We start from the raw sequence: 26,223 nt of genomic DNA, 5'->3' as shown, positions 1-26,223 counted from the left end.
TTCAAAAGATTAATTAAGTGTTTTCATCATGATGAAGTCTATTTGTTCTTCATCACCCATATAAAAAGAGTGGGATCCAGTATGAACAAACCCCATTTTCTTATAGAAAGCAATAGCATTTTCATTCTTTTCCCATACACCTAGCCAGATTTTCTTTTTATTATTTTTCATTGCAATTTCCATAGCTTTATCAAGTAGATACTTACCAAGTCCATGTTTTTGAAATTTGTTCTTGATATAAATCCTCTCTAACTCAAGTGATTCATCACCCATTTTTTCAGACTGAGCCTCATTGACATTGACCTTTAAATAGCCAGCAACTTCATCGTTGTAATAAACAAAAAAGAATTGGGAAGAAATATTGGATAATTCTTTTTTTATTTGTTTTAAGTTAAATGCCCGTTCCAGATAGGTTTTCATATTTTCGGGTGAATTCTGGTCCTTAAATGTCTCATCAAATGTTTCATAACTAATTTCATGAAGTATGTGTAAATCTTCAATAGTACACTTTTTTAAATTTATAGTCATTTAAATATACCACTCCTTTATATATTCAATAATTTCTCTTGTTTCCCTTTTTTACAAATTCCCAGTCCTTTTCTATATTTTTTCTTACTCTTTGAACAAGATTGAAAAAGGTTTCTGCTTCTTTTTCGGAAAGTCCCTCTAATGCAACGGAATTGGAATAATTATTTTCTCTTTTTATAAAAGGATAAACACTTTTTCCTTTTTCTGTTAAAAATAGTTTCTTAATTTTTTTGTTATGTTCATCTTCTTTCTTCTCAATAAAGCCATTAATTTCAAGTTTTTTTATAGCACGGGCTGCTGTTGTTCGATCTACTTTTATCATCTCAGCTAATTTTTCTTGAATGATTCCCGGGTTTTCACATATTCTTACAATGTACAAATACTGCCCTTTTGTAAGATTATATCCTTTAAATTCTATATTACTTATAGAATCTAATGCCCTGGCTATCATTCCAATTTCACGAAGAATCTCCATGTTCATTAACTCCTCAATATGTCTTTTGTTGCAAATGCAATAAAATCACACACATTAAATGTAACTTATTTTTGTTGCATTTACAATATAATTTAAATAATTTAAACTAGTTAATTCATAAATAATTAGAACCATAAAAATACCAACGGAGTGGATCCATTGGTATTACTCGTTTTATAATATAATGTTGTTATTTCTATTTCTTATTCTGACCATGATGAATGTAAAATGCACTGACAGAAATTCTTATTATTATAATCCGGTCTAAAATATTTAATAACATCTTCTTTCATATTGCCGAAAGTTGTTTCGGGCTTATGCTTAAATCCCTCATAAAACGCTGGAATAATTTCCTTTTTGAAATTATTACGAGGGAACGCTTTTATAATAGCTTCACGCAAATCTTCAGGGAATTGTTCAAAGCCATCTCCCATCACATCTAAACCAACACCATGAAATAATAGCGCTACTTCAGACTGTTTATGTTCTGCAACTCCCGGCGTTGTATGCAGCGCAATAGCATCCCATACAAGCTGAATCGACTCATCTGGAATTTGGTACTGCTGCAGGAAACTTCTTGCTGTATTTGCACCGTCTACTTCAAACCTTAAATCTGGACTACTGTATTTTTCTGTTAAGCCTAAATCATGGAATAAAGCACTGACATATAATAACTCCAAATCATAATTCTGCTTCGCTTTTTTTCCGTTTACTGCACCAAATAAAAATACACGATTGGAATGATTCCACAACAGGTCATTCCCATGCTCACGTAAAATATCGGCTGCATCTTTCGCCAACCTGGAATCAGGAATCTTGATACCTGCTATTTCTTGCCTCATGATTAAAAACCCCTTTACCATGTATATTTCTCATCTTCACGAGTTGTCTTCATTGTAAAGAGGCCATCATCATTTGTCTATAACATCATTTCTATGATAATGATAGAAAAAAACTATAATATAGAACTTTTCAAAGAATTAATCGCATCTTTCTCTGTGTACAAATGAAGCTTTTCAATTTCACGTACTAATAACTTAATATATTTACGTGCCGCAAAATTAATAAAACAATTCTTTTTCATCACGAGAGAAACTGCGCTCGTCAAAGATGGTTTTTCAATATGCTGGAAAAATAAATCCTCTGTATCATAAAATTCGTATAATGTACGCGAGACAACACTACGACCAACACCACTTCGAACTAGATTCAAGATAGATTCAATACTGGACGTTTCAACAGTAGGCTCTATGTGTCTACCAACTTCATAGCTCGTTTTATCAAGTATTTTTCTACATTGATGTATACCTGGAAATAAAATCAGAGGACCATCTAAAATGGAAGAAAATGAAACCCTATCCTCTCCATTACTTTGATTACTAATCAGGTAAAATTCTTCATCATACAACTTTGTCACCTGTAACATATCATTTGGATTAAGATGAAAACCAATACCAAAATCAGCTCGATTTTCCAGAACGGCCCTTTCCACCTGATCAGTAGTTTCAATGAAAACTTTAATGTTCGGATATAACTGGCTAAATTGAATACATAAAGTAGATACCAAATCCGTTATTTCGCCCGGTAACACAGCAATTTTTAATTCTCCAACTTCTACTTTCGTCAATGCTGTAATTTGAGAGGACATATTTTGTATGGAACCTTGAATATTCAATGCTTCTTGCTGTACAATTTCTCCTACCTTAGTAAGCTCAATTTTCTTGCCAACACGGTTAAAAAGTGGGTATCCTAACTCAATTTCAAGCATCTTAATTTGATGACTTAAAGTGGGTTGTGATATTCCTAATTTTTCTGCTGCTTTAGTAAAATGTAGTTCTTTACTAACCATTAAAAAATATTCTAAATGTCGTAATTCGATTGCTTTCACTCCTTTCTCATGCAAGATCTACCTTATTTTTTAATAAGAACTTCTAGTTATTAGGTTAATTTAATTAAAGAAATTATGCTACTAATTGGTCCAATTGATGAACACGAGTTAAACAATACTGTCGGGACTCGTTAAGGGGAATTGCTCACAATCTCTATATATAGTTTAACATAATACCCTATATTTGCTTTTTCATCGCACAAAACTTTTAATCAGGAAAAAAACACCGTACTAATCCCTATATTTGAAAGTTTAAAAGGGGTACGGCATTTCTTCTACTCGAAAAGTCATAGTATTTAATTAAACTGGGAAAAATATCTCTATGATTTATATCTACATAACCCTAAAACTACCATCCTCGTTCCTGCATTCTTTCTTCCTGGTTCAAATTGGATATTTCAATCCCTTTCATCGCAGCTCCAAGCTCCCGGGATAATTTCCCAATTAGTTCATAGTCTTTGTAATGGGCTGTCGCTTGGACGATTGCTTTAGCAAATTTCTCCGGGCTTTCCGATTTGAATATTCCAGAGCCTACAAATACACCATCAGCTCCTAATTCCATCATTAATGCAGCATCTGATGGGGTTGCAACGCCACCTGCAGCATAGTTCACTACTGGCAATCTGCCCTTTTCTTTTATTTGTTTTAAGATTTCATAAGATGCTCCAAGTCTTTTCGCTTCTGTCATCAGTTCATCATCTTTCATCATTGTAACTTTGCGGACCTGCGCCTGAACTTTTCGCATATGACGGACTGCTTCTACTATATTTCCAGTACCAGGCTCGCCTTTTGTACGAAGCATTTTGGTGCCTTCCCCAAGTCGTCTGGCAGCTTCTCCTAAATCCCTGCATCCACATACGAATGGAACTGTAAAATCACTTTTTAACATATGGAATTCTTCATCTGCTGGGGTTAGTACCTCACTTTCATCAATAAAATCAACACCTAGTCCCTCCAAAACCCGCGCTTCTACGATATGTCCAATACGCGCCTTTGCCATTACCGGAATAGTGACAGCGTTCTTTACTTCTTCAATAATACGAGGATCAGCCATTCTGGCTACACCCCCTGCAGCTCGAATATCCGATGGTACACGTTCCAGTGCCATGACCGCAATTGCCCCGCTGGATTCAGCAATTTTAGCCTGTTCCGCATTTACAACATCCATAATGACGCCACCAGCTTTAATTTGTTCCATTGTTTTTACCATTTCTGTACCTGATAAATTTTCCAATCAAAACACTCCAATCCATTATTATAGTTGATTAATTTGAATATTACTTTATTATAAATAGTAGTTGGCGCTTTTGGAAGTGTCAGTTTCACACATTTTGACAGGGTCAGATTGGGAGGTTTTTTGTATGGATATGTTCGTTTGTAACCTGGACCGGGAAAATGGGATTCCGCTATATGAGCAATTATATGCCTGCATCAAAACGGAAATAATGGAAGGGCGGATTTCCTATGGAATAAAGCTGCCTTCGAAACGCAAGCTTGCCGAATTCCTAAAAATAAGCCAAAACACGGTAGAACAATCATATGACCAATTAGCTGCAGAAGGCTATATAGAAGGAATAGCGAGAAAGGGTTATTTTGTTTTGGCCAATGAGGACCTGGAGTATGTCCAACCTAATCGCCTGCAAAATGATACCAAAAAGAAAAAACAGAAAATCCGGTATAATTTCCATCCTAGTCAGATAGATACAGAAAATTTTCCTTTTGCAAAATGGAGGAAATATGCAAAAAACATCATTGATAAAGAGAATCAATCCTTGCTGTTAATGGGAGATCGACAGGGAGAATTTGTCTTACGGGAGGAAATTGCTAATTATTTATATCAAGCCCGAGGAGTCCATTGTTCTCCTGATGACATCATTATCGGAGCCGGAGTAGAAACTCTGCTGCAGCAGCTCATTCTCCTGTTGGGCAATAAAGCGACTTATGGTGTAGAGGACCCTGGTTATCATGTAATTTCAAGGATTCTAAAAAACTATCCAAATAAGGTGTATCCATTAAATGTCGACGAGAAGGGTGTAAAGGTAGATTCATTGGACGGTTCAACAATTGATATGGTTTATGTAACACCAACACATCACTTTCCATATGGATCGGTACTTTCTGCAAATCGAAGAATTAAACTACTTAATTGGGCATCCAGCAGAGATGACCGCTATATCATAGAAGATGATTATGACAGTGAATTCCGATACACCGGTAAATCTATTCCCTCCTTGCAAAGCATGGATCATAATGAAAAAGTCATTTATCTTGGAACATTCTCTAAATCACTGATTCCATCAATCCGTATAAGTTATATGGTGCTGCCAAAACGATTGATGAAGTCTTATAAAGATGAATTATCTTTTTTTCAATGCTCTGTTTCCCGAATGGATCAGCATATTCTTGCTCAATTCATGAATGCAGGCGATTTTGAAAAGCATCTTAACCGAATGCGGAAAGTATATAGAAGAAAAATGGAAAAAACATTAGAATTATTGAAGCCATACCAACAAATAGCGGAAGTGGTTGGTGACCTATCCGGGTTTCATGTTGTATTAAAAGTGAAAAATAATATGTGTGAGGAAGAGCTAGTTAACAGGGCGCTAAAATCTGATATTAAAATCTATCCATTATCTTCTTACGTAATGGAAAATCAATATGAATCCCAGCCTATCATTATTTTAGGATTTGCCGGGATACCGGAAGCCGAGTTAGCAGAAGCTATTGGTCTTTTATTAAAGAGCTGGGGAAACTGACTTTTTAAACATATTTCTATGGACCGGCGGCCAGGACGTTATCAAGATTTTAAACGTTCGTGGTAAACATTTAAAAAGCACCAGTCTCAATAACACTTAAGACTGGTTTCTTTTTTATTTGGGTTCTAAGAAGAACTATTAAAAACCTACTATATCACCCGCGATACCCCAAATCGCGCCAAATATTTTGCACCGTTTGCTTTAATTCCTCCAAAATAAGTCCCTTTCGTTCATCTGTGTAATCAGTTATTGGAATACTTACACCTAATGCCGCAACGGTTTTACCATTATAATTATAGATAGGGTAGGAAAATCCGATGGTATCTTTAAAATGCTCCGATTTACTAAAAGCATATCCTTTATCTTTGATTTCCTGAATTTCCTTTTTCAAATCATCTATGTTATCAATTGTATTCTCCGTAAATTTCTTCATTTCCAAATTGCTTAAATACAACTCTAAAGAAGTCTCATCCATTCCCGCCAATAATACCTTAGGTGCTGAACCGGCATATAGTGGTGCCCTTCTGCCGACCTCAACAACCAGGCGAACTGGTTTTGTACTATCCATTTTTTCGACATAAACGGCTTCATCGCCCTCCAGTACGACCATATGAACCAATTCATCTATTTTCTCATTTAATTTTCTCATATGGTGGAATGCTGCTTTTTTATATTCCAACTGTTCGCTGACATGGTTTCCCAGTTCCAGTAGCTTCAATCCCATCCGATATTTTACATCATGACTGGAATTCCTCACCTTTACCAGCAGCCCACCTTCTTCCAGTGAGGATACCAGACGGAATACAGTAGTTTTCGGTAAATTGGAAAGCTCTGTTAATTCGATTAAAGATAATTCCGGTTTCTTCATGAAGCAGTCTAATAAACGTATAGCTTTTAACAAACTTTGACTCATCGTTACAGCACCTCTACTGAAGCATATTTCATTCTTTATAATTTACTTTATTTTACAGACCTTCTATTAACAAATTAGTAAAATGGGATCCTAGCTCTTCGGTTGACGCTTTCCCACCAAGATCTGGTGTGAGCTGCTCACCTTCATCAATCAGTTTTTTGATCGTTGTAACAATCTGCTTACCCCATTCTTCTTCCCCAAAAAAATCCATCATTTGAGCAATAGACCAAATTGCAGCAATTGGATTAGCCAGTCCTTTTCCGGAAATATCAGGAGCTGATCCGTGTACAGGCTCAAACATTGATGGAAATTCCCGATCCGGATTTATATTAGCACCTGTTGCAAGCCCCATTCCACCAGTAATTGCTGCGCCAATATCTGTCAGAATATCCCCGAATAGATTTGATGTCACAACAATTTCAAACCGTTCAGGCTGCATAACAAAAAACATACTTGCAGCATCAACTAGATAGGAATATGTTCCCACATCCGGGTATTCCTTACTAACTTCCTCAAAAACTTCATCCCAAAACACCATCGAATAATTCAGTGCATTCGCTTTACTGATGCTCGTTAAGGTCTTTTTCCGTTTTCGCGCTTCCTCAAAGGCATATCGGATAATCCGCTCTGTTCCTTTACGTGAAAATACACCAGTTTGCAGAGCTACCTCTTCTGGTTTTCCTTTAAACAGCCAATCCCCTGCACCTGCATATTCCCCTTCACTATTTTCACGGATGACTAAAAAATCGATATCTTTTTCCGTTTTATTTTTCAGTGGGGTTAAGGAAGGATTCAGGAGAGTGACAGGTCTGAGATTCACATATTGATCAAAACCCTTTCTGATTTTGAGCAGCAGATCCCATAATGAAATATGATCCGGAACACCCGGATAGCCTACAGCACCAAGATAAATCACATCAAAATCCTTTAGCTGTTCAAGTCCATCTTCATCCATCATTTTACCGTTCTCCAGGTAATATTCACAACCCCAAGGGAATTCGGTGAACTCAAAAGAAAGATTTTCATCCGCCTGTTCAATTGCTTTTAAAACTTTCACACCTTCTGCAACAACCTCAGGACCAATTCCATCCCCTGGTATCAGTGCAATTTTGTGTTTTTTCATACATACCATCCTTGTGTTTCATTTTTTTGCCAGCTCTCGCCCGTTCACAATAGTCTCTAATTCTTCTCCATTTATTGCCTTTACAAGATTTTCAGCAATAATTACGGATGTAGCTTTTGCAGCTTCCAAACTAATACCGCCAATATGTGGGGTAAGAATCGCTTCATCCAATCCAAAAAAGGGATGATCTGGAGGTGGTGGTTCTGTACTGAAAACATCGATTCCAGCACGGTGGATTTGCCCGTTTTTCAGTGCACTGCCCAGGTCTTTTTCATTAATAATCCCACCACGTGCAGTATTTATTAACACAGCAGATGGCTTCATCATTTCAAAATAAGCATGATCGATTAACTCTTTTGTCTTATCATTTAATGGAATGTGCAAGCTGACCACATCACTTTTCTGGAAAACCTCCTCCATTGACAAGGTCAGTTCCACATCAAGTGATTTTGCAAGTTTTTTCCTTTCTTCATGGATCGTGCGGACATATACAATAACATCCATATCAAAGCCGAATCTCATGATTTTGGCTACTTTTTGAGCGATAGAGCCAAATCCGATCAGCCCTAATTTTTTACCATAAAGCTCTCTCGTATATTTTCCATCCCTGTATCCAAAGTTTCCAAGATGGGTTTCTTTATGAAATTGGGGAATATCCTTCATTGCTGCAAGAATTAGGCTGGCCGCATGCTCTGCAGTAGCCTGGCTGTTGGTTTTTGGTGCATGCAACACACGGACACCTTTTTCGGTTGCATACGCCACATCAATATTATCAAGACCAACTCCAGCACCTGAAATTGCTTTGACCTCTTCACATGCATCTAAAATTGGAGGCGTTATTTTTGCAGGTGCACGTAGAATTATCCCGTCCACTTTATTATTCGTTAAAAAATCAATGATTTCCTGTTCTTCAAATGTGTCAAATTTTGTCACATTTGCATGTCCATTCAAGACTTCCTCCCCATCAGGATGATACATGGGGAGAATTTGTACAATATGAAGATCCTTCAATTGGCTTTCCCCCTTACTAATTATTTAGATAGGCTCTTTTCGTAAACTTTATTGCTTTTAGCCTTCACAGTTGATATAGACTGCGATGTAATAGATGATCACTAGTCCTTATTACCGCTCCGGAAACACTTTCGCTTTCCGCGGGCGGCTGGTGAGCCTCCTCGTGCTACGCACTCCGGGGTCTCACCTATGCCTTTCCTCCCGCAGGAGTCTTCAATGTGTTTCCTCCGCTGGATTTCCGTTTACTGCCGATGAACTGAATTAGTAATCAATATTCAAAACATCAAACCACCTCACCAGTTCGGGTGAGTGAAGGGCGGTGACTCCTGCGGGAATAGCACGTGTCTGAAGACCCCGCAGAGTGATTTTCTCGAGGAGGCTGAAGCCGTGCCCGCGGAAAGCATCCGCCCGGAGCGATCCCGGACGGCAGCAATAGCACATATCATGGGAATTTAATCTTAATTTACGTCGCACTTTATATCGAATAAGGGGCAGATAACAACAAGTCATTTGGTGGGACGAGTAGTGCGCAGTCCCAATCTATGCGAAAAACAGCTTTTAGAGAAAAAGCCGGCGATTTCCACCGACTAATTTTCTATTGAAGGTACTCAATGATCGTGGAAATACCTTGCCCTCCACCAATACAAAGTGTTACAAGTCCGTATTTTTCTCCTCTTCTTTCCATTTCATGAAGCAGTTTTGTCATTAAAACAGCACCGGTTGCACCGATTGGATGTCCTAATGCAATTGCCCCTCCGTTTACATTTACCCGATTGATATCCATTTTAGCTTCCCGAATAACCGAAAGTGCCTGGGCTGCAAATGCTTCATTTAATTCTATTAATCCAATATCATCGATAGATAATCCGCATTGTTTCAACGCTTTAGCCGTTGATTCGACTGGTCCGATTCCCATAATGTCTGGAGACACCCCACTCACAGCCTGTGCAATAATTTTTGCCTTTGGCTTTAATCCATACCGTTTCATTTTTTCTTCATTCATCATTAATACGGCCGCAGCACCGTCATTTCTTCCACTTGCGTTTCCTGCAGTCACCGAACCATTTTCCTTAAAGACTGTCCGGAGCTTACTGAGTTGCTCCAATGTGGAAAGGCGTGGATGTTCGTCTACTTTAAAAGTTGTTGTTTTTTTGCGTTCCTTTACTTCAAATGGAACAATCTCATCTGCAAAACGACCTTCTTTTATGGCTTGATCTGCTAATTCCTGACTCTGTCTAGCAAATTGATCTTGCTCCTCACGGGAAATATTATATTTTTCTGCCAGATTCTCTGCAGTATAGCCCATGGTCAAATCTCCATAGGTTTCTGTAGGCTGAGAACATGGCTGGCTTTCTGTATTCGGATCAAGCAACAGTCCGTTACCTGCCTGTAAGCCATACCGTGCATTTCGGATGTAATATGGCGTAGTACTCATACTTTCCGCACCACCTGCAACAATCACATCCGATAACCCCAATTTAATCTGCATATCCGCATTATTAATTGCCTGGAGTCCTGAGCCACATTGACGATGAACCGTATAGCCGGTAACATCAACTGGCAAATCTGCTCGCAGTGCAGCAACCCTTGCCAGGTTGGATGTATCCGCACTTTGCTTCGCCTGCCCTAGAATAACTTCATCGACGGTAACATCTGCTTTTGATCGATTTAAAACTTCCCGGATAACTGCTTCAGCCAAATAATCAACCGTTACATTTTTCAACGCTCCACCCATTTTACCAACAGCTGTTCTTACAGATCCAACAATATATGATTCTACCAATCTACTCACTCCTATTTCTTTAGTTCACGGATTAATTCACCCGCAATAATATTTCGTTGAATTTCTGACGTACCTTCATAAATTTTTGTTATCCGCGCATCACGGAAATAGCGCTCGATTGGGTAATCCTTCATATAACCGATTCCGCCATGGATTTGGACTGCCAGATCGGCAACTTTATTATAAACTTCTGATCCATACAGCTTTGCAATTGCTGCTTCTTTAACGACCCGTTGTTTCTGATCAGACATCCATGCAACCCGGTATGTTAATGAACGTAATGTTTCGATTCCCATACTGATTTCTGCAAGCATATGCTGAACGGCCTGCACTTCAAGGATTGGTTTTCCAAATTGTTCCCGTTCCTTTGCATAGGACAGGGAATGCTCAAGTAATTTAACAGATGATCCAAGGTTACGTGCTGCAAGACCTGCACGCCCGTTTGCCAATATTTTCAATGCATTAACATAGCCCCTGCCTTCCTCTCCAAGTACGTTTTCAACAGGAACTTCCATGTCTTCGAAAAATAGTTCAGCAGAATGAGAGCCTCGTAGTCCCATCTTCTGCTCCACACTGCCGAGCTTAAATCCTGGAAAATCCTTTTCAACAATAAATGATGTGATTCCCTTTGCACCTTTAGAGCTGTCAGTAACGGCCATAACGGTAAAAACATGTCCATCAACTGCATTTGTAATATAATGCTTAGAACCATTTAAAATGTATTTATCTCCTTCTTTTACAGCAGTTGTTTTCAGATTTGCAGCATTCGAACCGGCACTTGGCTCTGTCAGCGCAAAAGCACCAATCCATTCACCTGTAGCCATTTTCGGTAAATATTTCTGTTTCTGTTCTTCAGTTCCCAGCTCTACGATACCAACCGTTCCAATTCCTGTATGTGCACCAATCAGGGTTGTATAGCCATTATGGGTTTTTCCCAGCTCCTCATAAATTGCACATTTTCCAACCATGTCAAGACCCAGACCACCATATTCCTCCGGGATACTTAAACTGAATAGGCCCATCTCTTTGGACTGTTCAATAATATCTTCAGGAATTTGGTCATTTTCCTCGATCTCCATTGCACGTGGTTCCACTACATCTTTTACAAATTTCCGGACATTTGAACGTAAAAACTCAATATCCTCTGAGAAATTAAAATCCATTATGACATCTCTCCCTTATCTATTTTTGAATTCTGCTTTTCTTTTTTCAATGAAAGCTTTCGTGCCTTCATCTTTATCCTCCGTACCAAAAGCGACAGCCTGTGATAGCTTTTCAATCCACATTGCAGTACCTTCATCAATATCATAGCCTTTATGTACTGCAAATTTTGCCAACTGAATTGCAACAGGTCCTTTCTTCAAAATATCCCCGGCAATTGATTCTACTTTAGACGTGAGCTCATCCTCTGAAACGAAATACGTAACAAGTCCAATCCGCTCTGCTTCCTCACCATCGATGATTTTTCCGGTCAGTATCATATCAAGTGCGCGACCTTTTCCAACAATCCTTGCAAGCCGCTGCGTTCCGCCCGCACCAGGAATAATTCCAAGATTTAATTCAGGCAAACCGAGCTTTGCTTTATTAGTTGCGATCCGTATATCACAAGCTAAAGCAAGCTCACAGCCCCCGCCAAGTGCATAGCCATTCACAGCTGCAATCGTCACCTTTTTACTGTTCTCTAATTTTTGATAAAGACCCTGCATCCCGGGAATCAGTGCTTCTAGCGGTTTTCTGGTGTTCAATTGTTTGATATCCGCCCCGGCAGCAAATGATTTGCCGCCTGCTCCCTGGATAATAATGACACGTACATCCTCATCCGCTTCCGCTTCAACAAGTGCAGTATCAATTTCCTCAAGCATTTTAGCATCCAGTGCATTTCTCGCTTCCGGTCGATTTAATGTAAGCCAATAGATACCTTCTTTTATTTCCACATTCAGACTTTCAAACGCCTTCAATTGTTTGCCCCCTTACGTATATTCATAAAAACCACTACCAGTTTTCTTTCCAAGTCGACCTGCTTTTACATATTTAACTAAAAGCGGACAGGGCCGGTATTTCTCACCTAATGTTTCATATAAATACTCCATATTTCTCAGACGTGTATCCAGACCTACAAGATCGGCAAGCTCAAGCGGCCCCATTGGATGATTCAGCCCGAGTTTCATAGCCTTATCAATATCCTCTGCACTCGCAACCCCTTCCATCAGCATGTTCATTGCTTCATTCCCGATTACACAATTCATTCTGGAAGTTACAAACCCCGGAAATTCATTGACCTCAACGGCTTGTTTGTTAATCTGTCCCGCAACCGCTTTAACAAATTCCACCGTTTCATCCGATGTCTCCAGCCCCCGAATAACCTCGATAAGCTTCATTTTATGAACGGGATTGAAAAAATGCATGGCAACTATCTTTTCAGGTCTTGTAGTCTGTGCACCTATTTCAGTCGGACTCATGGTTGATGTATTTGTAGCTAGAATAGTTTCCGGTGCACAAATTTTATCCAGCCGTTTGAAAATCTCGATTTTCAAATCCATTTTTTCCAGCACTGCTTCAATCACAAGCGCTGAATCCTTTGCTGCTGTATGAAGATCAACCTCATAATGTAAATTTTCCTTCGCATTTGAATATGCTTCTTCTTTTAAAAATCCTTTTTCAAAGCTTCCCTCAAGCAACTGATCAATTGATTTTTTTGCTTTACCAAGGATTTCTTCATTTAAATCATTTAAATAAACTTTAAACCCTGCAATTGCGAAAGAATAGGCAATTCCTTTTCCCATTACTCCTGAACCAACAACTGTCACCTGTTTCATTTGTACATCTCCCTTACTCATCACCATAGGTGAAATCCGCCCCGGTAATTTTTCTTAATTCTTCTACACTCATATCAGATAAAATTTCAATAAGTTCTGTACCATTATCCGTAAATTTAAATACCGCATGTTCTGTCACAAGCATGTCGGCTTTCCTAACTCCACTACTCGGGAATGTCAGTTCTTTCACAAGTTTTGGGCTGCTGTCTTTCGCAAGATGTCTGGAGGCGATTATGATTCGCTTCGCTCCAGCTACGAGATCCATTGCACCACCTACACCTAGAATAGTTTTTCCCGGAACGGCCCAATTGGCAATTTCCCCATATTGATCAATCTGGAGTGCACCCATAACAGCTAGATCCACATGTCCTCCGCGGATCATTACAAAGGAATCAGAGCTGTCAAACAAGGAAGCACCAGTGTCCATCGTGATCGGCTTTTTACTTGCACTGATCAGATCCATATTAATGTCTTCATCGTCTGGCGTTGGTCCCATTCCAAGCAACCCGTTTTCTGATTGTAAATAAACTTTCTTGTCACCAAGGTAATCGGGGATTAATGTTGGGATTCCCACACCCAGGTTGATAACTTCTCCATCTGACAGCTCCTCGGCAACACGTTTGGCAATTTTAATCCGCTCAAGACCCAATGTACTTCCCTCCCTTTTTTTCATATTTATTCTTCACAACATAATCGACATATACATGTGGTGTAACGATTTCCAGAGGCTCCAGCTCTCCAACCTCAACAATTTCATCAACCTCAGCAATAACAATTTTTCCAGCGGTTGCGATCACTTTATTGAAGTTTCGCCCCGTATGATCGTAAACAAGATTCCCTAGTGTATCCGCTTTCAAAGCTTTGACTAATGAAACATCTCCTTTGATTGCCTTCTCCAGGATATATGTTTCCCCATCGAATTCCCTTTCTTCCTTACCTTCAGCCACTTTTGTACCTACAGCTGTTTTTGTATAAAAACCCCCAATTCCGGCGCCACCACAGCGGATCGCTTCAGCAAGCGTACCCTGTGGAACGAGTTCAATTTCCAGTTTTCCATCACTCCACGCCTGAACCGCATCCCGGTTTGTTGTGAAATAAGAACCCTTGGCCTTCTTCAAACAGCCCGTAAGCAATAATTTTCCAAGCCCTCTTCCTTCTTCACCTAAATTGTTGCTCACAACCGTCAAGTCCTTTTTATCTGAAGCAGCCAATTCATCAATTAGCGTTAAAGGGGTTCCTGACAGACCAAATCCACCAACAAGTAATGTATCCCCATTATCAATAAGCTTTAAAAAGTCACTTCTATCGATTAATTTTTCCAATAAACTCCCTCCAATGGTTAGCGTACGAGATTGATATTTTAATTTTGTTAAACACCCTTAGTCCGCATAATGGAATGATCATTCTGATTTACTCTCACCTTATATGATAAGTGAAAATTTATATTAAAGCAACAGTAAAATATAAATTTTCTGAATATCAGTAACATTTTAACCTCAATGGAAAATGAGACTTTAAAAAATTATGACTATTATGTATAATAGGTGATATATACTAGATAGTTTAAAAAGGTAGTGCTTATTTAATTAGCATATATACTTGGGGTGATATGGTGGATAAGCAAATTCTTGACTTACTTACAGAAATGAATTATGAAATGAAAAGCATGAAAACGGAGATTCATTCTTTGAAATCAGAAATGCATCATCGGTTTGATACTATTGAAGCGAAACTAGAAGGTTCAGGTGGGCAGTTTGAAATAACGAATGATTTAAGAATTAATGAAATGGATTTTATTGATGACAAGATACATAAAATGGAGAAAGAGCTTTTTATTTTAAAAAACAAGCATAGTAACTAGGGGTGCTTAAAGGGAACATTTCAACTAGATGTCAGTATTGAATGGGATAAAAAAAGGCTGGGACATAAGTGAAAAAAAAGGATAGGTTTAATTCAATTTTTAAACTAAAACCAATTTTCATTAGCCCCAACCATTATAAGCATAATGGAAAAATCAGAAAATCCCTTCCTCTATTTTTTTAACAGGAAACCAACCTTCCACCTCTAAAATTAGTTTCCACAAAGGTGTTGGGATTACCGCTTTTTGCTGATCGTTTTCTGTTAAGTGATGAATCACTCTATCTTCCTCTTCATTCTTCACTTTTTCAACCCAATGTGGATCAACGATGATAGCCCGTCCAAGTGCAACAAAGTCCGTTTTTCCTTTTTCTAAAACAAGTGCTGCATCATCAGGTGTATGAATACTGCCAACACCAATTACCGGGATGCGCCCGTTAACATATTCCGCAATTAATTCGGTACGTGATTTTTCACTTACAATGCCTCGTCGGGGTTTTGCCCACGCATTTGTCGTTGCAATATGAAGATAATCAAGATCTGCTTTAATTAAATCATCTAATAAAGCAAAGGCTTCCTTCATCGTGATCCCAGGTGTTTCCGGTTCTTCCGGTGAGAAACGATAGCCTATTAAAAACGGTTTTGTTGCATTTTCTTTGATAACATTTTTCACTTCATCAATTAATTTTAATGCAAATAAATTACGATTCTTAAACTCGTCTGTTCTTAGATTGGAATGTGGTGGAACAAATTGCTGGAGTAAATAACCTGTTGCTCCATGTAATTCTACTCCATCAAACCCAGCTTCAATCGCCCGGCGTGTTGCTTCACCAAAGTCCTTAATAACTTCATAGATTTCTTCTGTTTTTAATGCTCTTGGTTCTTGCTGAATACTATAAAATCCCCGGTCTCCAAGAGGTGTAACGGCACTTGCACTGACAGTTTCACCATTTGGAGTAAGTCTTGGAACTGCTAAACGACCGCCATGGTACAGTTGAACAACACCTTTTGCTCCACCCTCATGGATAACGTTAGCCAATTTTGAAAGACCACGGGTTGTACCATCATGATCAATACCCATCTGGCCATCAAAACCCTTGCCGTTTTTTGAAACATAAGCACAAGCAGTGATGAGTGTACCTACACCATTCGAGCGTTCTTTGTAATAATGAAGCTCTTCTTGTGAAACATAATCATTATTATCTGCAGAAAAAGTTGTCATCGGTGCCATCATCAGTCTATTTCATACATGGACACCACCTTTAAATGTGAAATCTTGAAATAATGTTGATATTTGCTTTTCATATTATTCCTCCGTTATATAATGTTTCCTTTAGTTACCGTCTAAAACTTCTAATTCCTTCGTAACTGCTTTGCTGCCAACATTCAATTTTGTGGCAATTTGTTTGATATTACTTTTAGATATTTGTTTCGCTGGAGCGGCAATAGCCAATGCAGCGATCACTTCCTTATTTCGAAATACTGGTACAGCTACACAACGGATGCCCACGTTTCGTTCCTCGTCATCAAAAGCATAACCATCTTGATGAATCGCCTTTAAATGATAACGAAATAGTTGTGTGTCCTGGAACGTATTGGCTGTTGCTGGTTCAAGGGACATTTTATCGAGTAAAGCATTTAATTTCCCTTCGTCTAACTGAGCCAAAATTACTTTACCTAAGGCGGACAAATGCAGTTTTGAGCGATTTCCCATTTCTTCGTCTGCTGAGTGTTGAAATGGGGCATGTAATACTTGGGTCATGACAAGGTCGGTACCATCCACTTTTCCTAAGTAGGTACCCATTTGCAGGTTTTGAGCTACTTGATAAATGGAATGTAAAGCTGCCCAATCCTTTGCAGAACGATTTTCAGTGCTTTCCTGAAACAGTTTAGGACCTGAAAAATATTGGGTTTGAATTTTATAGATATAATTCATATCTTCCAGCGTTGTTAATAATCGAAATGCCGTAGACTTACTTAATTGAAGTTCTTTCATTACCTCTGCTAAAGTAATCCCCTGACATTGTTTTACCAATTCCAATACGAGAAGTCCTTTTTTTAATGTGGATACTTGATTTTGTGCCAATTGATCACCTCATCTCCTGATAGTATAGATGTTTTGTCTTTTAACACAAAATAATCCAAGCGAGTTTCATTATTTGAAACTTCACAGAAGAAATTTGTAGAATATTTGTTGAGGAATTATGCTTAAGCTAATCAAACACAAGGAGGAAAATAAATGACTAAACAGACACAGCTTGGAAAATCAGGAATATATATTAACCCAATTGGACTTGGAACAAATGCGGTTGGAGGGCACAATCTTTACCCTAATTTAGATGAAGAAGCGGGTAAAGAGCTTGTTCGTACAGCAGTTGAAAATGGTGTGAATTTTATTGATACAGCATACCTTTATGGTCCTGGCAGATCAGAAGAATTAGTTGGTGAAGCGATTAAAGAAACTGGAAAAAGAGATGAAATTATTCTTGCAACGAAAGGGTCTGTGAAGTTTGCTGGCGGGGAAATGCAAAACGATAATACGCCATCCTTTCTAAAACAAGAAGTGGAAAATAGTTTGAAACGGATGCAAACCGACTATATCGACTTATACTATATCCATTATCCAGATGGAGTTACGCCAGGATATGAGGCTGTTGGGGCTTTAAAAGAATTAAAAGACCAAGGAATAATCAGAGCGATTGGCGTATCTAACTTTTCACTGGATCAATTAAAGGAAGCGAACAGAGATGGTTATGTTGATGTGTATCAAGGAGAATATAATTTAATTAACCGTTCGGCTGAAAAAGAATTAATTCCATATACATCCGAACAAAACATTTCGTTTATTCCATTCTTCCCGCTTGCATCCGGATTGCTGGCAGGGAAATACAATAAAGATATGACTTTTAATGATTTACGTTCCAATATGCCACACCTACAGGGCGAAGAATTCGAAAATAATCTGGAGAAAGTGGAACAACTTCGTCAGATTGCAAATGCAAAACAGACCGAGGTAGCACATATTGTTCTAGCTTGGTACTTGACTCGTGATTCGCTTGATGCCGTTATTCCTGGTGCTAAGCGTGCAGAACAAGTGCTTAACAATCTGAAAACGCTAGACGTTAAATTAACAGCGGACGAGATTGCAAAAATTGATGGTATTTTTCAATAATTAGTAACGAAATATGTTTATTGCCAATTACCGTGATTGTGGCTTTAAAAGAAAGTTTAACCGTTTGTAATAAAGTTCGACCGTTTATAAATAAGTTGCACCGTTTTACCCCTTTGGATGTAAATTGTCTAAAGGGTTTTTTATGATAAAAGTATTATAAGGTTATACCGCAAACGGGTCAGATTGCTGAATTGAAAGAATCAAGTGTTTCAATATAAATGTATCAACCTTTTTATAAATTATTGAACTTTACTTGAAAGGATCAATATTTATTACTTAAGCATCACCTTATTTCAAAGCCGCAAATAAACGAAGCTCAATGATTTTGGAAGATAATAAAAATGCCATTACATCAGTGACTCGAGGAGCTAGTAGAGCGATATACTTTACAATATATAACTGAAAAAGTGATTAATAATTACCTTCTTCGTGCATAGCGTAAATCCTTTAGTTCTTCCTTTGAATACTTTTGCATATCTGTATGTTCCATATAACTATATAGGGAATCTTTTAATTCTATGTTATTCTCAATTTCAAGAGACAATGGGGCTTCCAACTTATCTATAGTTGAGTATTCGTATTCTTGTGATTCTATGGATATTAATTTTCCATCCAGAACGAATATTACTTCATCATTTCTGTCTAAAGCTTTCACGATTTCATTTTCAGTACTTTTACTAAAATAGGCCATAGAATCACTCCTTTTTATTTGTATAAAAATTATAACATGAATATAAAAAAACCATTCGCTCAAAAATGAAACCTTCTCTTATGAGCAAATGGTTTTTAATAATATCTAAACTTAAATGAATTGCTAAGTTAACACATCATCCCAAACCCTAAGCCCCAATTCTCTTTTCCGCTTTCATATATTTCTTCTCATTTCGATTCCCCAGGTAACGTAGCAAGAAAAACTGTGCGACAATACCTATAATCAATAGCACGATACTGCTCCCTAAAAATGAAGAGGTTAGATAAAGCACCCCGGCTATCCCAGCTGGTACCATTGCATATGGGATTTGTGTATTAACATGGGCAATGTGATCTGATTCTGCGAAAATCGAGGCCATAACTGTTGTATCAGAAATTGGTGAGACATGATCTCCAAAAATAGCACCAGCGAATATAGCACCGATTACAATCGGTATAAGATCCTCTCCCCCCATTGTATAGGCCAATGGAATTGCAATTGGTGTAAGAATTGACATCGTCCCCCATGATGTACCGGTTGCAAATGAGATAAACATACCGATAACAAAAATCAGGAATGGCAATAGTGCTGCCGTCATCCATCCTTCTGTTGCGGCAACTACATATTCTGCAGTCCCAAGTACGGAGGTAACTGTTCCAATTGACCAAGCTAATACGATAATGATAAGTGCTGGCAGCATCGTTCTAATACCACCCAAGAGCGCATCTTCACACTTTTTCAGTCCCATGCCTTGAATAAGTGCAAGAATGATACCAACCAACGTCATTGCAAAAGCGCCCCATGTTAAAGCAATGGAAACATCAGTAGCTGCAAGCGCATCCATAATGGATATCCCTGTAGCTCCACCTCCTGTATACCACAATCCCCAAATACTAACAGTAATGAGTGTTACAAGCGGAAGGATAAAATTCCAGATACTTCCTTCCTTCTTATGTGGCTCACCTAAGTCCTGATCAACAGAAGATAATGGGGTCGAGCCATCCGGTATTAATTTTCCGGTTGTTTTTGCTCGGTGTTCTGCTTTTGCCATTGGTCCAAAATCCTTGCCAAGAATAATCATCGGAACGGCAAAGAGGCAAAGAATTGCATAAAAGTTCCATGGAATTGACTGTAAAAACATGAAATAAGGTTCCAAACCTACAATCCCAATACTGACAAAGGCTGCTGCAATCAAGGATACTTGAAAGCCGATCCAATCTGATACTGGACCTATCGTTGCCATCGGGGCGGCTGTCGAATCAATTATGTAGGATAACTTCTCCCTCGATACCTTGTGTTTTGCGGTAATGTCTTTTGTAGCATTTCCAACAATAACGGAGTTGACGTAATCATTGAAAAAAATGATAATTCCTAAGAAGTATGATAACATTTGCACCCTTTTACCTGTGGTTAACTTTTTCTGTAAAACTTTTATCAGCCCATCAGAGCCGCCTGTTTTAAACATAAACGCTGCACCTGTTCCAAGCAATGCTGTCATTACAAGAAAACGAGCATTCCAAGGATCTATCATAACATCCTTCATCCATGTGAATGTTAAACCTACTGCTTCAAACGGATTACCTCCAGCTGCAATTAGTCCACCTACCCAAATACTGATGAAAAGGGAAAACAGAACACGCTTTGTAAAAATCGCCAGGACTACCGCAACGAGCGGCGGAACAATTGATAAAAAGTCCATAAAAATCCTCCTATTTTTTCATAACTTTCCTATTAACTACTCCCTACACATACACTCTCCTAATCCTTTCCATTAAACTAGCCAGCACTTCATCAACAATACTATCCATCCAATCTGCTAAGTCTCGTGCAGTAATTTCTTCATCTTTCTGTTTGCCCAGCAACACAACCTCATCCCCTACTGTTACATTCGGAATGTGTGTGACATCAATCAAAGTTTGATCAAGAGAAATGTTACCCACTATTTGAGCCCGCTTTCCTCTGACAAGCATTTCCCCCTTATTTGATAAGCCTCTTTGGTATCCATCCCCAAAACCAATTGGAACAACAGCTATTTTTTTGGTAGTATCTGTTACGTAACTGCCCCCATATCCAACTGCCGTTTTCGGTGGTAGCTCTCTAACGTGAAGAAGCTTTGATTTCAGTTTCATCACAGGCTTAAGTGAAATCAAGTTTTGCTGGCGGGATGCAGGATGAAAACCAAATAATGCAATCCCAGGTCTTACCATATCCAGGTGCATATCACTTCTTTCTATAGTAATCGTTGAACCCCCCGCGTGCCTTATGGGAAAAGTAAAGCGCTGCCCCTCTAATTTTGATACGGTTTCCATAAATAATGCATACTGCTTTTCGGTTGTCACCCAGTCCGCTTCATCTGCGCTGGAGAAATGGGTGTAGATCCCTTCCCATATTAGACCAGGAAGGTGGTAGCAAGAGTTGCAAAAATCAACTGCTCTTTCAGGCTCGATTCCAAATCTGTGAAGACCTGTATCTATTTTCAAATGTACTGAAGCGTTTTTTTTCTGATGTACAGCTTCCTGGCTGATTGCATTTAGCAGCTGAGGATTGGAAACAGAAGCTGTCAGGTCATATGTGACTATATCTGCTGCTCGCTCTGGAAAAATGGAACTTAAAATATGAATGGGTACATTGATGCCATTTTCACGAAGCAAAGCGCCCTCTTCTACAGTGGTTACACCAAGACGCTCAGCTCCATTATCAACAGCTTTGCGGCCGATTGGAACAATTCCATGTCCATATGCATTAGTTTTTATTACAGCTAATAACATGCTATTTTTTGCAGCTTTTTTTAATGCTTGGAGATTTTCTTTAAAAGCAGAAAGATCAACTTCTGCCCTGGTTGGACTATGAGATGTTATTGTTAAGGAATACATCAAGACAGGATCCCTCCAATTTCCAAACTGATTTTCATTCAGGTGATCATGCTTTGTTCTTTACACCATGCTGATACAGTGAGCGAAACTCCTGCAGAACTTTTTTCGTAATATCTCCAGGGCTGCCCGTGCCGATAGTTTGGTCATCAATTTTTAGAATTGGGATAATATCTGATTTTGTTGCTGTGACAAATACTTCATCTGCAGACAGCAATTCATTAACTGTAAATGTTTCTTCATTTACCTTAATATTTAGTTCGTCACATAGTTGAATTATTTTACGTCTTGTAATGCCATTTAAAATAAAGTTATTTGCTGGATGTGTGTAAAGCTCCCCGTCTTTTACGATAAATACATTTGACGCACTTGCCTCAGTAACTGTATCCCCACGGTGAAGGATGGCCTCCACTGCATTATTTTCAACTGCTTTTTGTTTTGCCATTACATTTGGAAGCAGATTTAGGGTCTTAATGTCACAGCGCAGCCAGCGAATATCTTCTGTAAGAACCGCATTAGCTCCCTGATTTTCGACTTCTGTCATCCGCTCCTCTTCTCTTGTGTAAGCAACCGTTACCGGAGTAACATCAAGACCTGGAAACTCATGCCATCTTTGGGCTGCCCCTCTGGATACCTGCATATAAATGATACCTTCATTTAATTGATTGGCGGCAACTAATTCTTCTAAATTCCTTTTCAGAACACTGATTGAATCCGGTAACTTAAGCTGGACTTCACGGGCACTTCTTTCCAATCTTTCCAAATGTTCATCCATCATGAGCGGTTTTCCATCATAAACACCGATAACTTCATAGATTCCATCACCAAATTGATAGCCTCGATCCTCAATATCTATCAAATTTCCCCGTTCCATAATTTGGTCGTTAAACAGCATCTTAGTCAAAATAAATCCTCCTTTAGTTTTTACTGTTTTCGTAGATTTTGGGACTAGACTTCGATCGTCCCACCAATATAATGCTGCCCTTTAACTTTCACAGTTGATATAAAATGCGGCACTGTGAAAAATCTTTTACATCGTGTATTCCCTCTTGCGAATGCTGGTTAAGAGCATGGATTACGCTACGGAAATACACTTCGCTTTCCGCGGGCTCGCGATGAGCCTCCTCACTCGCAAAGAACGCTCGTTGCGGGGTCTCATCGTCTTCGCTTTCCCGCAGGAGTCTACGTGTATTTCCTACGCTGGTATTCCAGTTACTTCCGATGAACTGCATTAATAATCAATATATAAAGTATCGAACCACCTCACCAGTTCGGGTGAGTGAAGGCCGGTGACTCCTGCGGGAATATCACGTGTCTGAAGACCCCGCAGAGTGGTTTTCTCGAGGAGGCTGAAGCCGTGCCCGCGGAAAGCATCCGCCCGGAGCGATCCCGTACGGCGATTACAGCAAACAGTAATTACGTCGTCTTCTATAGATTTTATGTCAAAAAAAGCAGTTCAATCTTTTAGAAAACAGCTTTAGTTTTTCATCCACACCGTATCCGCATGCTGATTTGCTACATCCAATAGGACGGATGTGTCCACACTGCAGCCACTGATCACAACTACAACATGGGAGCCAAGCTGAACTTTTCCATTTAAAATGGCACCAATCCCGGATGCAGCCGCTCCTTCAATGACCATTCGATGCTTATCCAGCATGAACGCCATTCCTTTAGCAATATCCTCCTCTTCAAGCAGAGTAACCTCATCAACGTATTGCTGAACCATATCAAAAGTGTACTGATTGTTCATACCAATTCCGCCAAGCAAGCTGTCAGCCAGTGTATCCTTTTCTTCTACTATTACCGGTTTTCCAGATTGGATGCTTTCATACATGGCGGCACCATGGATTGGTGATACACCAAGCACCCGGATCTCCGGATCGATTGATTTCAAAGCAACTCCAATTCCCGAAAGCAAACCTCCTCCGGATAATCCCCCGATTACCGTGTCTACCTCTGGAAAATCTTCCAATATTTCTAAACCTATCGTTCCTTGGCCTGCAATAATATAGGCATCGTCAAATGGATGAATAACGGATAGACCCTGTTCCCTTTCCAGCTCATAGCTGCGCTGCTCGGCTTCATCCTGAGAATTACCGTGAATTTCAATTTTTGCACCTGACTTATGAAGCGCTTCCATTTTTGCTTTTGGAACCCGCTTTGAAATACAAATGGTTGCATTAATTCCAAGTTTCCTAGATATATATGCAACACTCATCCCAAAATTACCTGTTGAAAAAGTCGTCACCCCACGCTGCTTTTCTTCTGATGTCAGACTTAAAATTTTATTGGTAGCTCCCCTGATTTTAAATGAACCACTCACATTGAGGTTTTCCAGCTTTAGATGAACTGACGAACCAGTAATTTCCGATAATACAGGTGAATAAATGAAAGGGGATTTTTGTACAACTGACGAGATGCGCTTTTTCGCTTTCCATATATCTCGTAGTGTTACTGGGTTTGCTGACATTTAATCCCCCCTCTTGATAAAGTAATTTACTTAGTGGCTGGATAATGCGCGACTTCGGCTAGGGGTACACAACTTTGGCCGAGTGTTCCGCAATTTTCATTTATTCGCTGCACGTCTTCATATATTACCCCTTTAAATACCGCCTCACTGTCTCTGCCAGTATTGCCACCCCTACAGGCAAAACTTTTTCATCAATATCAAAATGTGGTGTGTGAAGATCACGAACTTTCTCATCTCCAACTGCACAGCCAAGAAAGAACATTGCTCCGGGAACAACCTTTGTCATATGGGCAAAGTCTTCTCCACCTAAACCAAAGGGGCCGTCTTGTATCGTAAATTCAGGATAGATTGCTTTGATTGTTTCCTTGATCTTTTGATTAACAGTTGGATCATTTTTTAATGATGGATCCTCTGGTGTGACCGTTAGGCTGTAATCCCCATCCAATGCACGAACGATTGAAAATGCTTTATCCAATTCAACGTGCAGGAGCTCTCGAACTTTCGGATGGTAGCTTCGGATTGTACCTTTAACATTTATTTCAGATGGAATCACATTACTGGCAGCACCAGCTTGAATACTGCCAATACTGATCACAGCTGAATCCAGTGGGGAGACACGCCTTGCTACAATTCCATGCAATGCCTGCAGCACTGGTCCAAGCATCCAGATTGGATCTGTACCCAGATGGGGATATGCACCATGCCCACCTGTGGCAAATACTTTAGCTTCAAAAACATCTACATTGGCCATGCTGTAGCCATCGTTAATCTGCACTTCACCAAATCTTTTTTCAGGGCTCATATGAAGGGCCATCACATGATCGACTTCGTCCAATGCACCAGCTTTAATCATATATGGTGCACCGCTTAACCCGTGTTCATCTGCCATTTCCTCTGCAGGCTGAAACAGGAATTTAACCGTTCCTTCCATCTCACCATTTTGAAAAATTTCACCTAGTAAACTGGCAACTCCGAGCCCGATAGTCGTATGCGCATCGTGCCCGCAAGCATGCATAATTCCATCATGACGTGACCTGTATCCATGATCATTTTCCTCATGAATTGGCAGTGCATCCATATCTGCACGAATAGCAACAGTAGGGCCGGAGCCTGAAGTAAGTGTACCAACAACTGCAGTAGGATAGCCGACTCCTACCTCTACCTTCATACCAGGGATTTTTTCTAATACTTCAGCAACAAACTGAGCTGTCAACACTTCCTGAAAACTTAATTCAGGATACATATGAATGTTGCGACGCCAATCAATCAATTGCTGAGACATTGCTTCAGCCCTTATTATCATTTCTGTATTTTTCGTAACCACATGAAATCCCCCCGTTAAAAGAAGGGAGTCTATTCAAGCAATTCCCTTCTCATACAAGATCAACCAATAGATGCAATCGCACTTATCTCCACTTTTACTCCCAGCAATTTACTGCCAACTGTAATCCGTGCCGGTTTAACTGCAACATCTTTAAAATAAGATGCATAAATCTCATTAAATTCGCTGACATTTTCCTGATTTAATTCTGCCAGGTGGCACGTTACATAAACAATGTCGGATAACTTAGCATTTTGTTTGGCTAAAATATTTTTAATGTTTTCAAGGCTTGCGGTAGCTTGTGCAGAGATTGACTCTCCCGCCGATTCACCATTTGGATGAACGCCATCCTGGCCGGACACGAAGATGAGGTTTCCCGCTTTGACGCCTTGAGAATAAGGACCACTCGGCTGAGGAGCATTAAGTGTTTGAATCATCTCCTTCAATATCCACAACCCCTTCTTTTTTAAGGCTGTTTTCTAAAAGATTATTGTTTTTCACAGGAAAGTCGAATTAAAGTGCGACGTTATTAGAGATGGTGACTAG

26 protein-coding genes are annotated in these 26,223 nt (G+C 39.3%); 3 read left to right on the top strand and 23 right to left on the bottom strand.

All coding sequences use genetic code 11. From position 1 onward, the window contains the following. Nucleotides 1-9 precede the first annotated feature (9 nt). The 5 genes from paiA to pdxS all read right to left on the bottom strand — a co-directional run bounded on the left by paiA (nucleotide 10) and on the right by pdxS (nucleotide 4,101). Nucleotides 10-528 carry a spermidine/spermine N(1)-acetyltransferase gene (paiA, locus tag CIL05_RS03935; protein ID WP_095654205.1) on the bottom strand — a complete coding sequence of 173 codons (519 nt, stop codon included), beginning with the start codon at nucleotides 526-528 and terminating at the stop codon, nucleotides 10-12. 25 nt (nucleotides 529-553) lie between these two features. Continuing rightward, nucleotides 554-1,003: a MarR family winged helix-turn-helix transcriptional regulator gene (locus CIL05_RS03930; RefSeq protein WP_095654204.1), complete on the bottom strand. Its 450-nt coding sequence runs from the start codon at nucleotides 1,001-1,003 to the stop codon at nucleotides 554-556. Nucleotides 1,004-1,206: 203 nt separating this feature from the next. Continuing rightward, entirely contained in the window at nucleotides 1,207-1,845 is a 639-nt protein-coding gene (locus tag CIL05_RS03925; protein WP_095654203.1) for an HD domain-containing protein, read from the bottom strand. Nucleotides 1,846-1,958: 113 nt separating this feature from the next. Next, nucleotides 1,959-2,891, bottom strand: a complete 933-nt coding sequence (locus CIL05_RS03920; protein ID WP_240510103.1) for a LysR family transcriptional regulator — start codon at nucleotides 2,889-2,891, stop codon at nucleotides 1,959-1,961. Between the two features lie 349 nt (nucleotides 2,892-3,240). Then, the gene (pdxS, locus tag CIL05_RS03915; RefSeq protein ID WP_095654391.1) at nucleotides 3,241-4,101 is read right to left on the bottom strand and encodes a pyridoxal 5'-phosphate synthase lyase subunit PdxS; all 861 of its coding nucleotides are present in this window, start codon (nucleotides 4,099-4,101) and stop codon (nucleotides 3,241-3,243) included. 151 nt (nucleotides 4,102-4,252) lie between these two features. On the opposite strand from pdxS, the gene pdxR reads away from it, so the two are divergent. Next, the gene (gene pdxR / locus CIL05_RS03910) at nucleotides 4,253-5,647 is read left to right on the top strand and encodes a MocR-like pyridoxine biosynthesis transcription factor PdxR (RefSeq protein ID WP_095654202.1); all 1,395 of its coding nucleotides are present in this window, start codon (nucleotides 4,253-4,255) and stop codon (nucleotides 5,645-5,647) included. Nucleotides 5,648-5,801: 154 nt separating this feature from the next. Here pdxR and CIL05_RS03905 read toward each other — a convergent pair whose 3' ends face one another. The 9 genes from CIL05_RS03905 to CIL05_RS03865 all read right to left on the bottom strand — a co-directional run bounded on the left by CIL05_RS03905 (nucleotide 5,802) and on the right by CIL05_RS03865 (nucleotide 14,615). Next, nucleotides 5,802-6,560, bottom strand: coding sequence for an IclR family transcriptional regulator (locus tag CIL05_RS03905; protein ID WP_095654201.1), 759 nt, complete (start codon nucleotides 6,558-6,560; stop codon nucleotides 5,802-5,804). A gap of 52 nt (nucleotides 6,561-6,612) precedes the next feature. Further along, complete coding sequence (locus tag CIL05_RS03900; protein WP_095654200.1) at nucleotides 6,613-7,683, bottom strand: tartrate dehydrogenase; 1,071 nt, start codon at nucleotides 7,681-7,683, stop codon at nucleotides 6,613-6,615. A gap of 18 nt (nucleotides 7,684-7,701) precedes the next feature. After that, nucleotides 7,702-8,694, bottom strand: coding sequence for a hydroxyacid dehydrogenase (locus tag CIL05_RS03895; protein WP_240510102.1), 993 nt, complete (start codon nucleotides 8,692-8,694; stop codon nucleotides 7,702-7,704). Nucleotides 8,695-9,289: 595 nt separating this feature from the next. Further along, the gene (locus CIL05_RS03890; protein WP_095654199.1) at nucleotides 9,290-10,477 is read right to left on the bottom strand and encodes a thiolase family protein; all 1,188 of its coding nucleotides are present in this window, start codon (nucleotides 10,475-10,477) and stop codon (nucleotides 9,290-9,292) included. 11 nt (nucleotides 10,478-10,488) lie between these two features. Beyond that, nucleotides 10,489-11,640: an acyl-CoA dehydrogenase family protein gene (locus tag CIL05_RS03885; RefSeq protein WP_095654198.1), complete on the bottom strand. Its 1,152-nt coding sequence runs from the start codon at nucleotides 11,638-11,640 to the stop codon at nucleotides 10,489-10,491. Between the two features lie 15 nt (nucleotides 11,641-11,655). After that, a complete protein-coding gene (locus CIL05_RS03880; RefSeq protein ID WP_095654197.1) occupies nucleotides 11,656-12,435 on the bottom strand; it encodes an enoyl-CoA hydratase/isomerase family protein in 780 nt (259 codons plus the stop codon). A 12-nt stretch (nucleotides 12,436-12,447) separates the two neighbouring features. Beyond that, nucleotides 12,448-13,293, bottom strand: coding sequence for a 3-hydroxyacyl-CoA dehydrogenase (locus CIL05_RS03875; protein ID WP_095654389.1), 846 nt, complete (start codon nucleotides 13,291-13,293; stop codon nucleotides 12,448-12,450). A gap of 13 nt (nucleotides 13,294-13,306) precedes the next feature. After that, on the bottom strand, nucleotides 13,307-13,966 hold the full coding sequence (locus tag CIL05_RS03870) for a 3-oxoacid CoA-transferase subunit B (RefSeq protein WP_095654196.1): 660 nt from the start codon (nucleotides 13,964-13,966) through the stop codon (nucleotides 13,307-13,309). Further along, nucleotides 13,932-14,615, bottom strand: a complete 684-nt coding sequence (locus CIL05_RS03865; RefSeq protein ID WP_095654195.1) for a CoA transferase subunit A — start codon at nucleotides 14,613-14,615, stop codon at nucleotides 13,932-13,934. The genes CIL05_RS03870 and CIL05_RS03865 overlap by 35 nt, the downstream gene beginning before the upstream one ends. Nucleotides 14,616-14,905: 290 nt before the next feature. Between CIL05_RS03865 and CIL05_RS03860 the strand changes: the two genes are divergently transcribed. Continuing rightward, a complete protein-coding gene (locus CIL05_RS03860) occupies nucleotides 14,906-15,154 on the top strand; it encodes a hypothetical protein (RefSeq protein ID WP_095654194.1) in 249 nt (82 codons plus the stop codon). Between the two features lie 153 nt (nucleotides 15,155-15,307). Here the strand turns inward: CIL05_RS03860 and CIL05_RS03855 are convergent, their stop codons facing one another. After that, nucleotides 15,308-16,372: an NADH-dependent flavin oxidoreductase gene (locus CIL05_RS03855; protein WP_439144822.1), complete on the bottom strand. Its 1,065-nt coding sequence runs from the start codon at nucleotides 16,370-16,372 to the stop codon at nucleotides 15,308-15,310. A 111-nt stretch (nucleotides 16,373-16,483) separates the two neighbouring features. Continuing rightward, nucleotides 16,484-17,236 carry an IclR family transcriptional regulator gene (locus tag CIL05_RS03850; protein WP_095654192.1) on the bottom strand — a complete coding sequence of 251 codons (753 nt, stop codon included), beginning with the start codon at nucleotides 17,234-17,236 and terminating at the stop codon, nucleotides 16,484-16,486. Between the two features lie 153 nt (nucleotides 17,237-17,389). Here CIL05_RS03850 and CIL05_RS03845 point away from each other — a divergent pair, with 153 nt between their 5' ends. Next, nucleotides 17,390-18,322: an aldo/keto reductase gene (locus tag CIL05_RS03845; RefSeq protein WP_095654191.1), complete on the top strand. Its 933-nt coding sequence runs from the start codon at nucleotides 17,390-17,392 to the stop codon at nucleotides 18,320-18,322. Nucleotides 18,323-18,740: 418 nt separating this feature from the next. Here CIL05_RS03845 and CIL05_RS03840 read toward each other — a convergent pair whose 3' ends face one another. The 7 genes from CIL05_RS03840 to CIL05_RS03805 form a co-directional block, all read right to left on the bottom strand. Then, on the bottom strand, nucleotides 18,741-19,013 hold the full coding sequence (locus tag CIL05_RS03840; RefSeq protein ID WP_095654190.1) for a hypothetical protein: 273 nt from the start codon (nucleotides 19,011-19,013) through the stop codon (nucleotides 18,741-18,743). Nucleotides 19,014-19,161: 148 nt separating this feature from the next. Next, nucleotides 19,162-20,712, bottom strand: coding sequence for a Na+/H+ antiporter NhaC family protein (locus CIL05_RS03835; protein WP_095654189.1), 1,551 nt, complete (start codon nucleotides 20,710-20,712; stop codon nucleotides 19,162-19,164). A gap of 43 nt (nucleotides 20,713-20,755) precedes the next feature. Next, the gene (alr, locus tag CIL05_RS03830) at nucleotides 20,756-21,886 is read right to left on the bottom strand and encodes an alanine racemase (protein ID WP_240510100.1); all 1,131 of its coding nucleotides are present in this window, start codon (nucleotides 21,884-21,886) and stop codon (nucleotides 20,756-20,758) included. Between the two features lie 46 nt (nucleotides 21,887-21,932). Continuing rightward, a complete protein-coding gene (dat, locus tag CIL05_RS03825; RefSeq protein ID WP_095654187.1) occupies nucleotides 21,933-22,787 on the bottom strand; it encodes a D-amino-acid transaminase in 855 nt (284 codons plus the stop codon). A gap of 573 nt (nucleotides 22,788-23,360) precedes the next feature. Next, complete coding sequence (gene eutB / locus CIL05_RS03815; RefSeq protein WP_095654185.1) at nucleotides 23,361-24,356, bottom strand: hydroxyectoine utilization dehydratase EutB; 996 nt, start codon at nucleotides 24,354-24,356, stop codon at nucleotides 23,361-23,363. 124 nt (nucleotides 24,357-24,480) lie between these two features. Continuing rightward, the gene (locus CIL05_RS03810; protein ID WP_095654388.1) at nucleotides 24,481-25,659 is read right to left on the bottom strand and encodes a M20 metallopeptidase family protein; all 1,179 of its coding nucleotides are present in this window, start codon (nucleotides 25,657-25,659) and stop codon (nucleotides 24,481-24,483) included. An 80-nt stretch (nucleotides 25,660-25,739) separates the two neighbouring features. Beyond that, a complete protein-coding gene (locus tag CIL05_RS03805) occupies nucleotides 25,740-26,114 on the bottom strand; it encodes a Rid family hydrolase (RefSeq protein WP_240510115.1) in 375 nt (124 codons plus the stop codon). Nucleotides 26,115-26,223: the final 109 nt, after the last annotated feature.

This window comes from Virgibacillus profundi, assembly GCF_002287375.1.
Lineage (GTDB): Bacteria > Bacillota > Bacilli > Bacillales > Amphibacillaceae > Virgibacillus_K > Virgibacillus_K profundi.
This window is presented reverse-complemented; position numbering and strand designations above follow the sequence as displayed.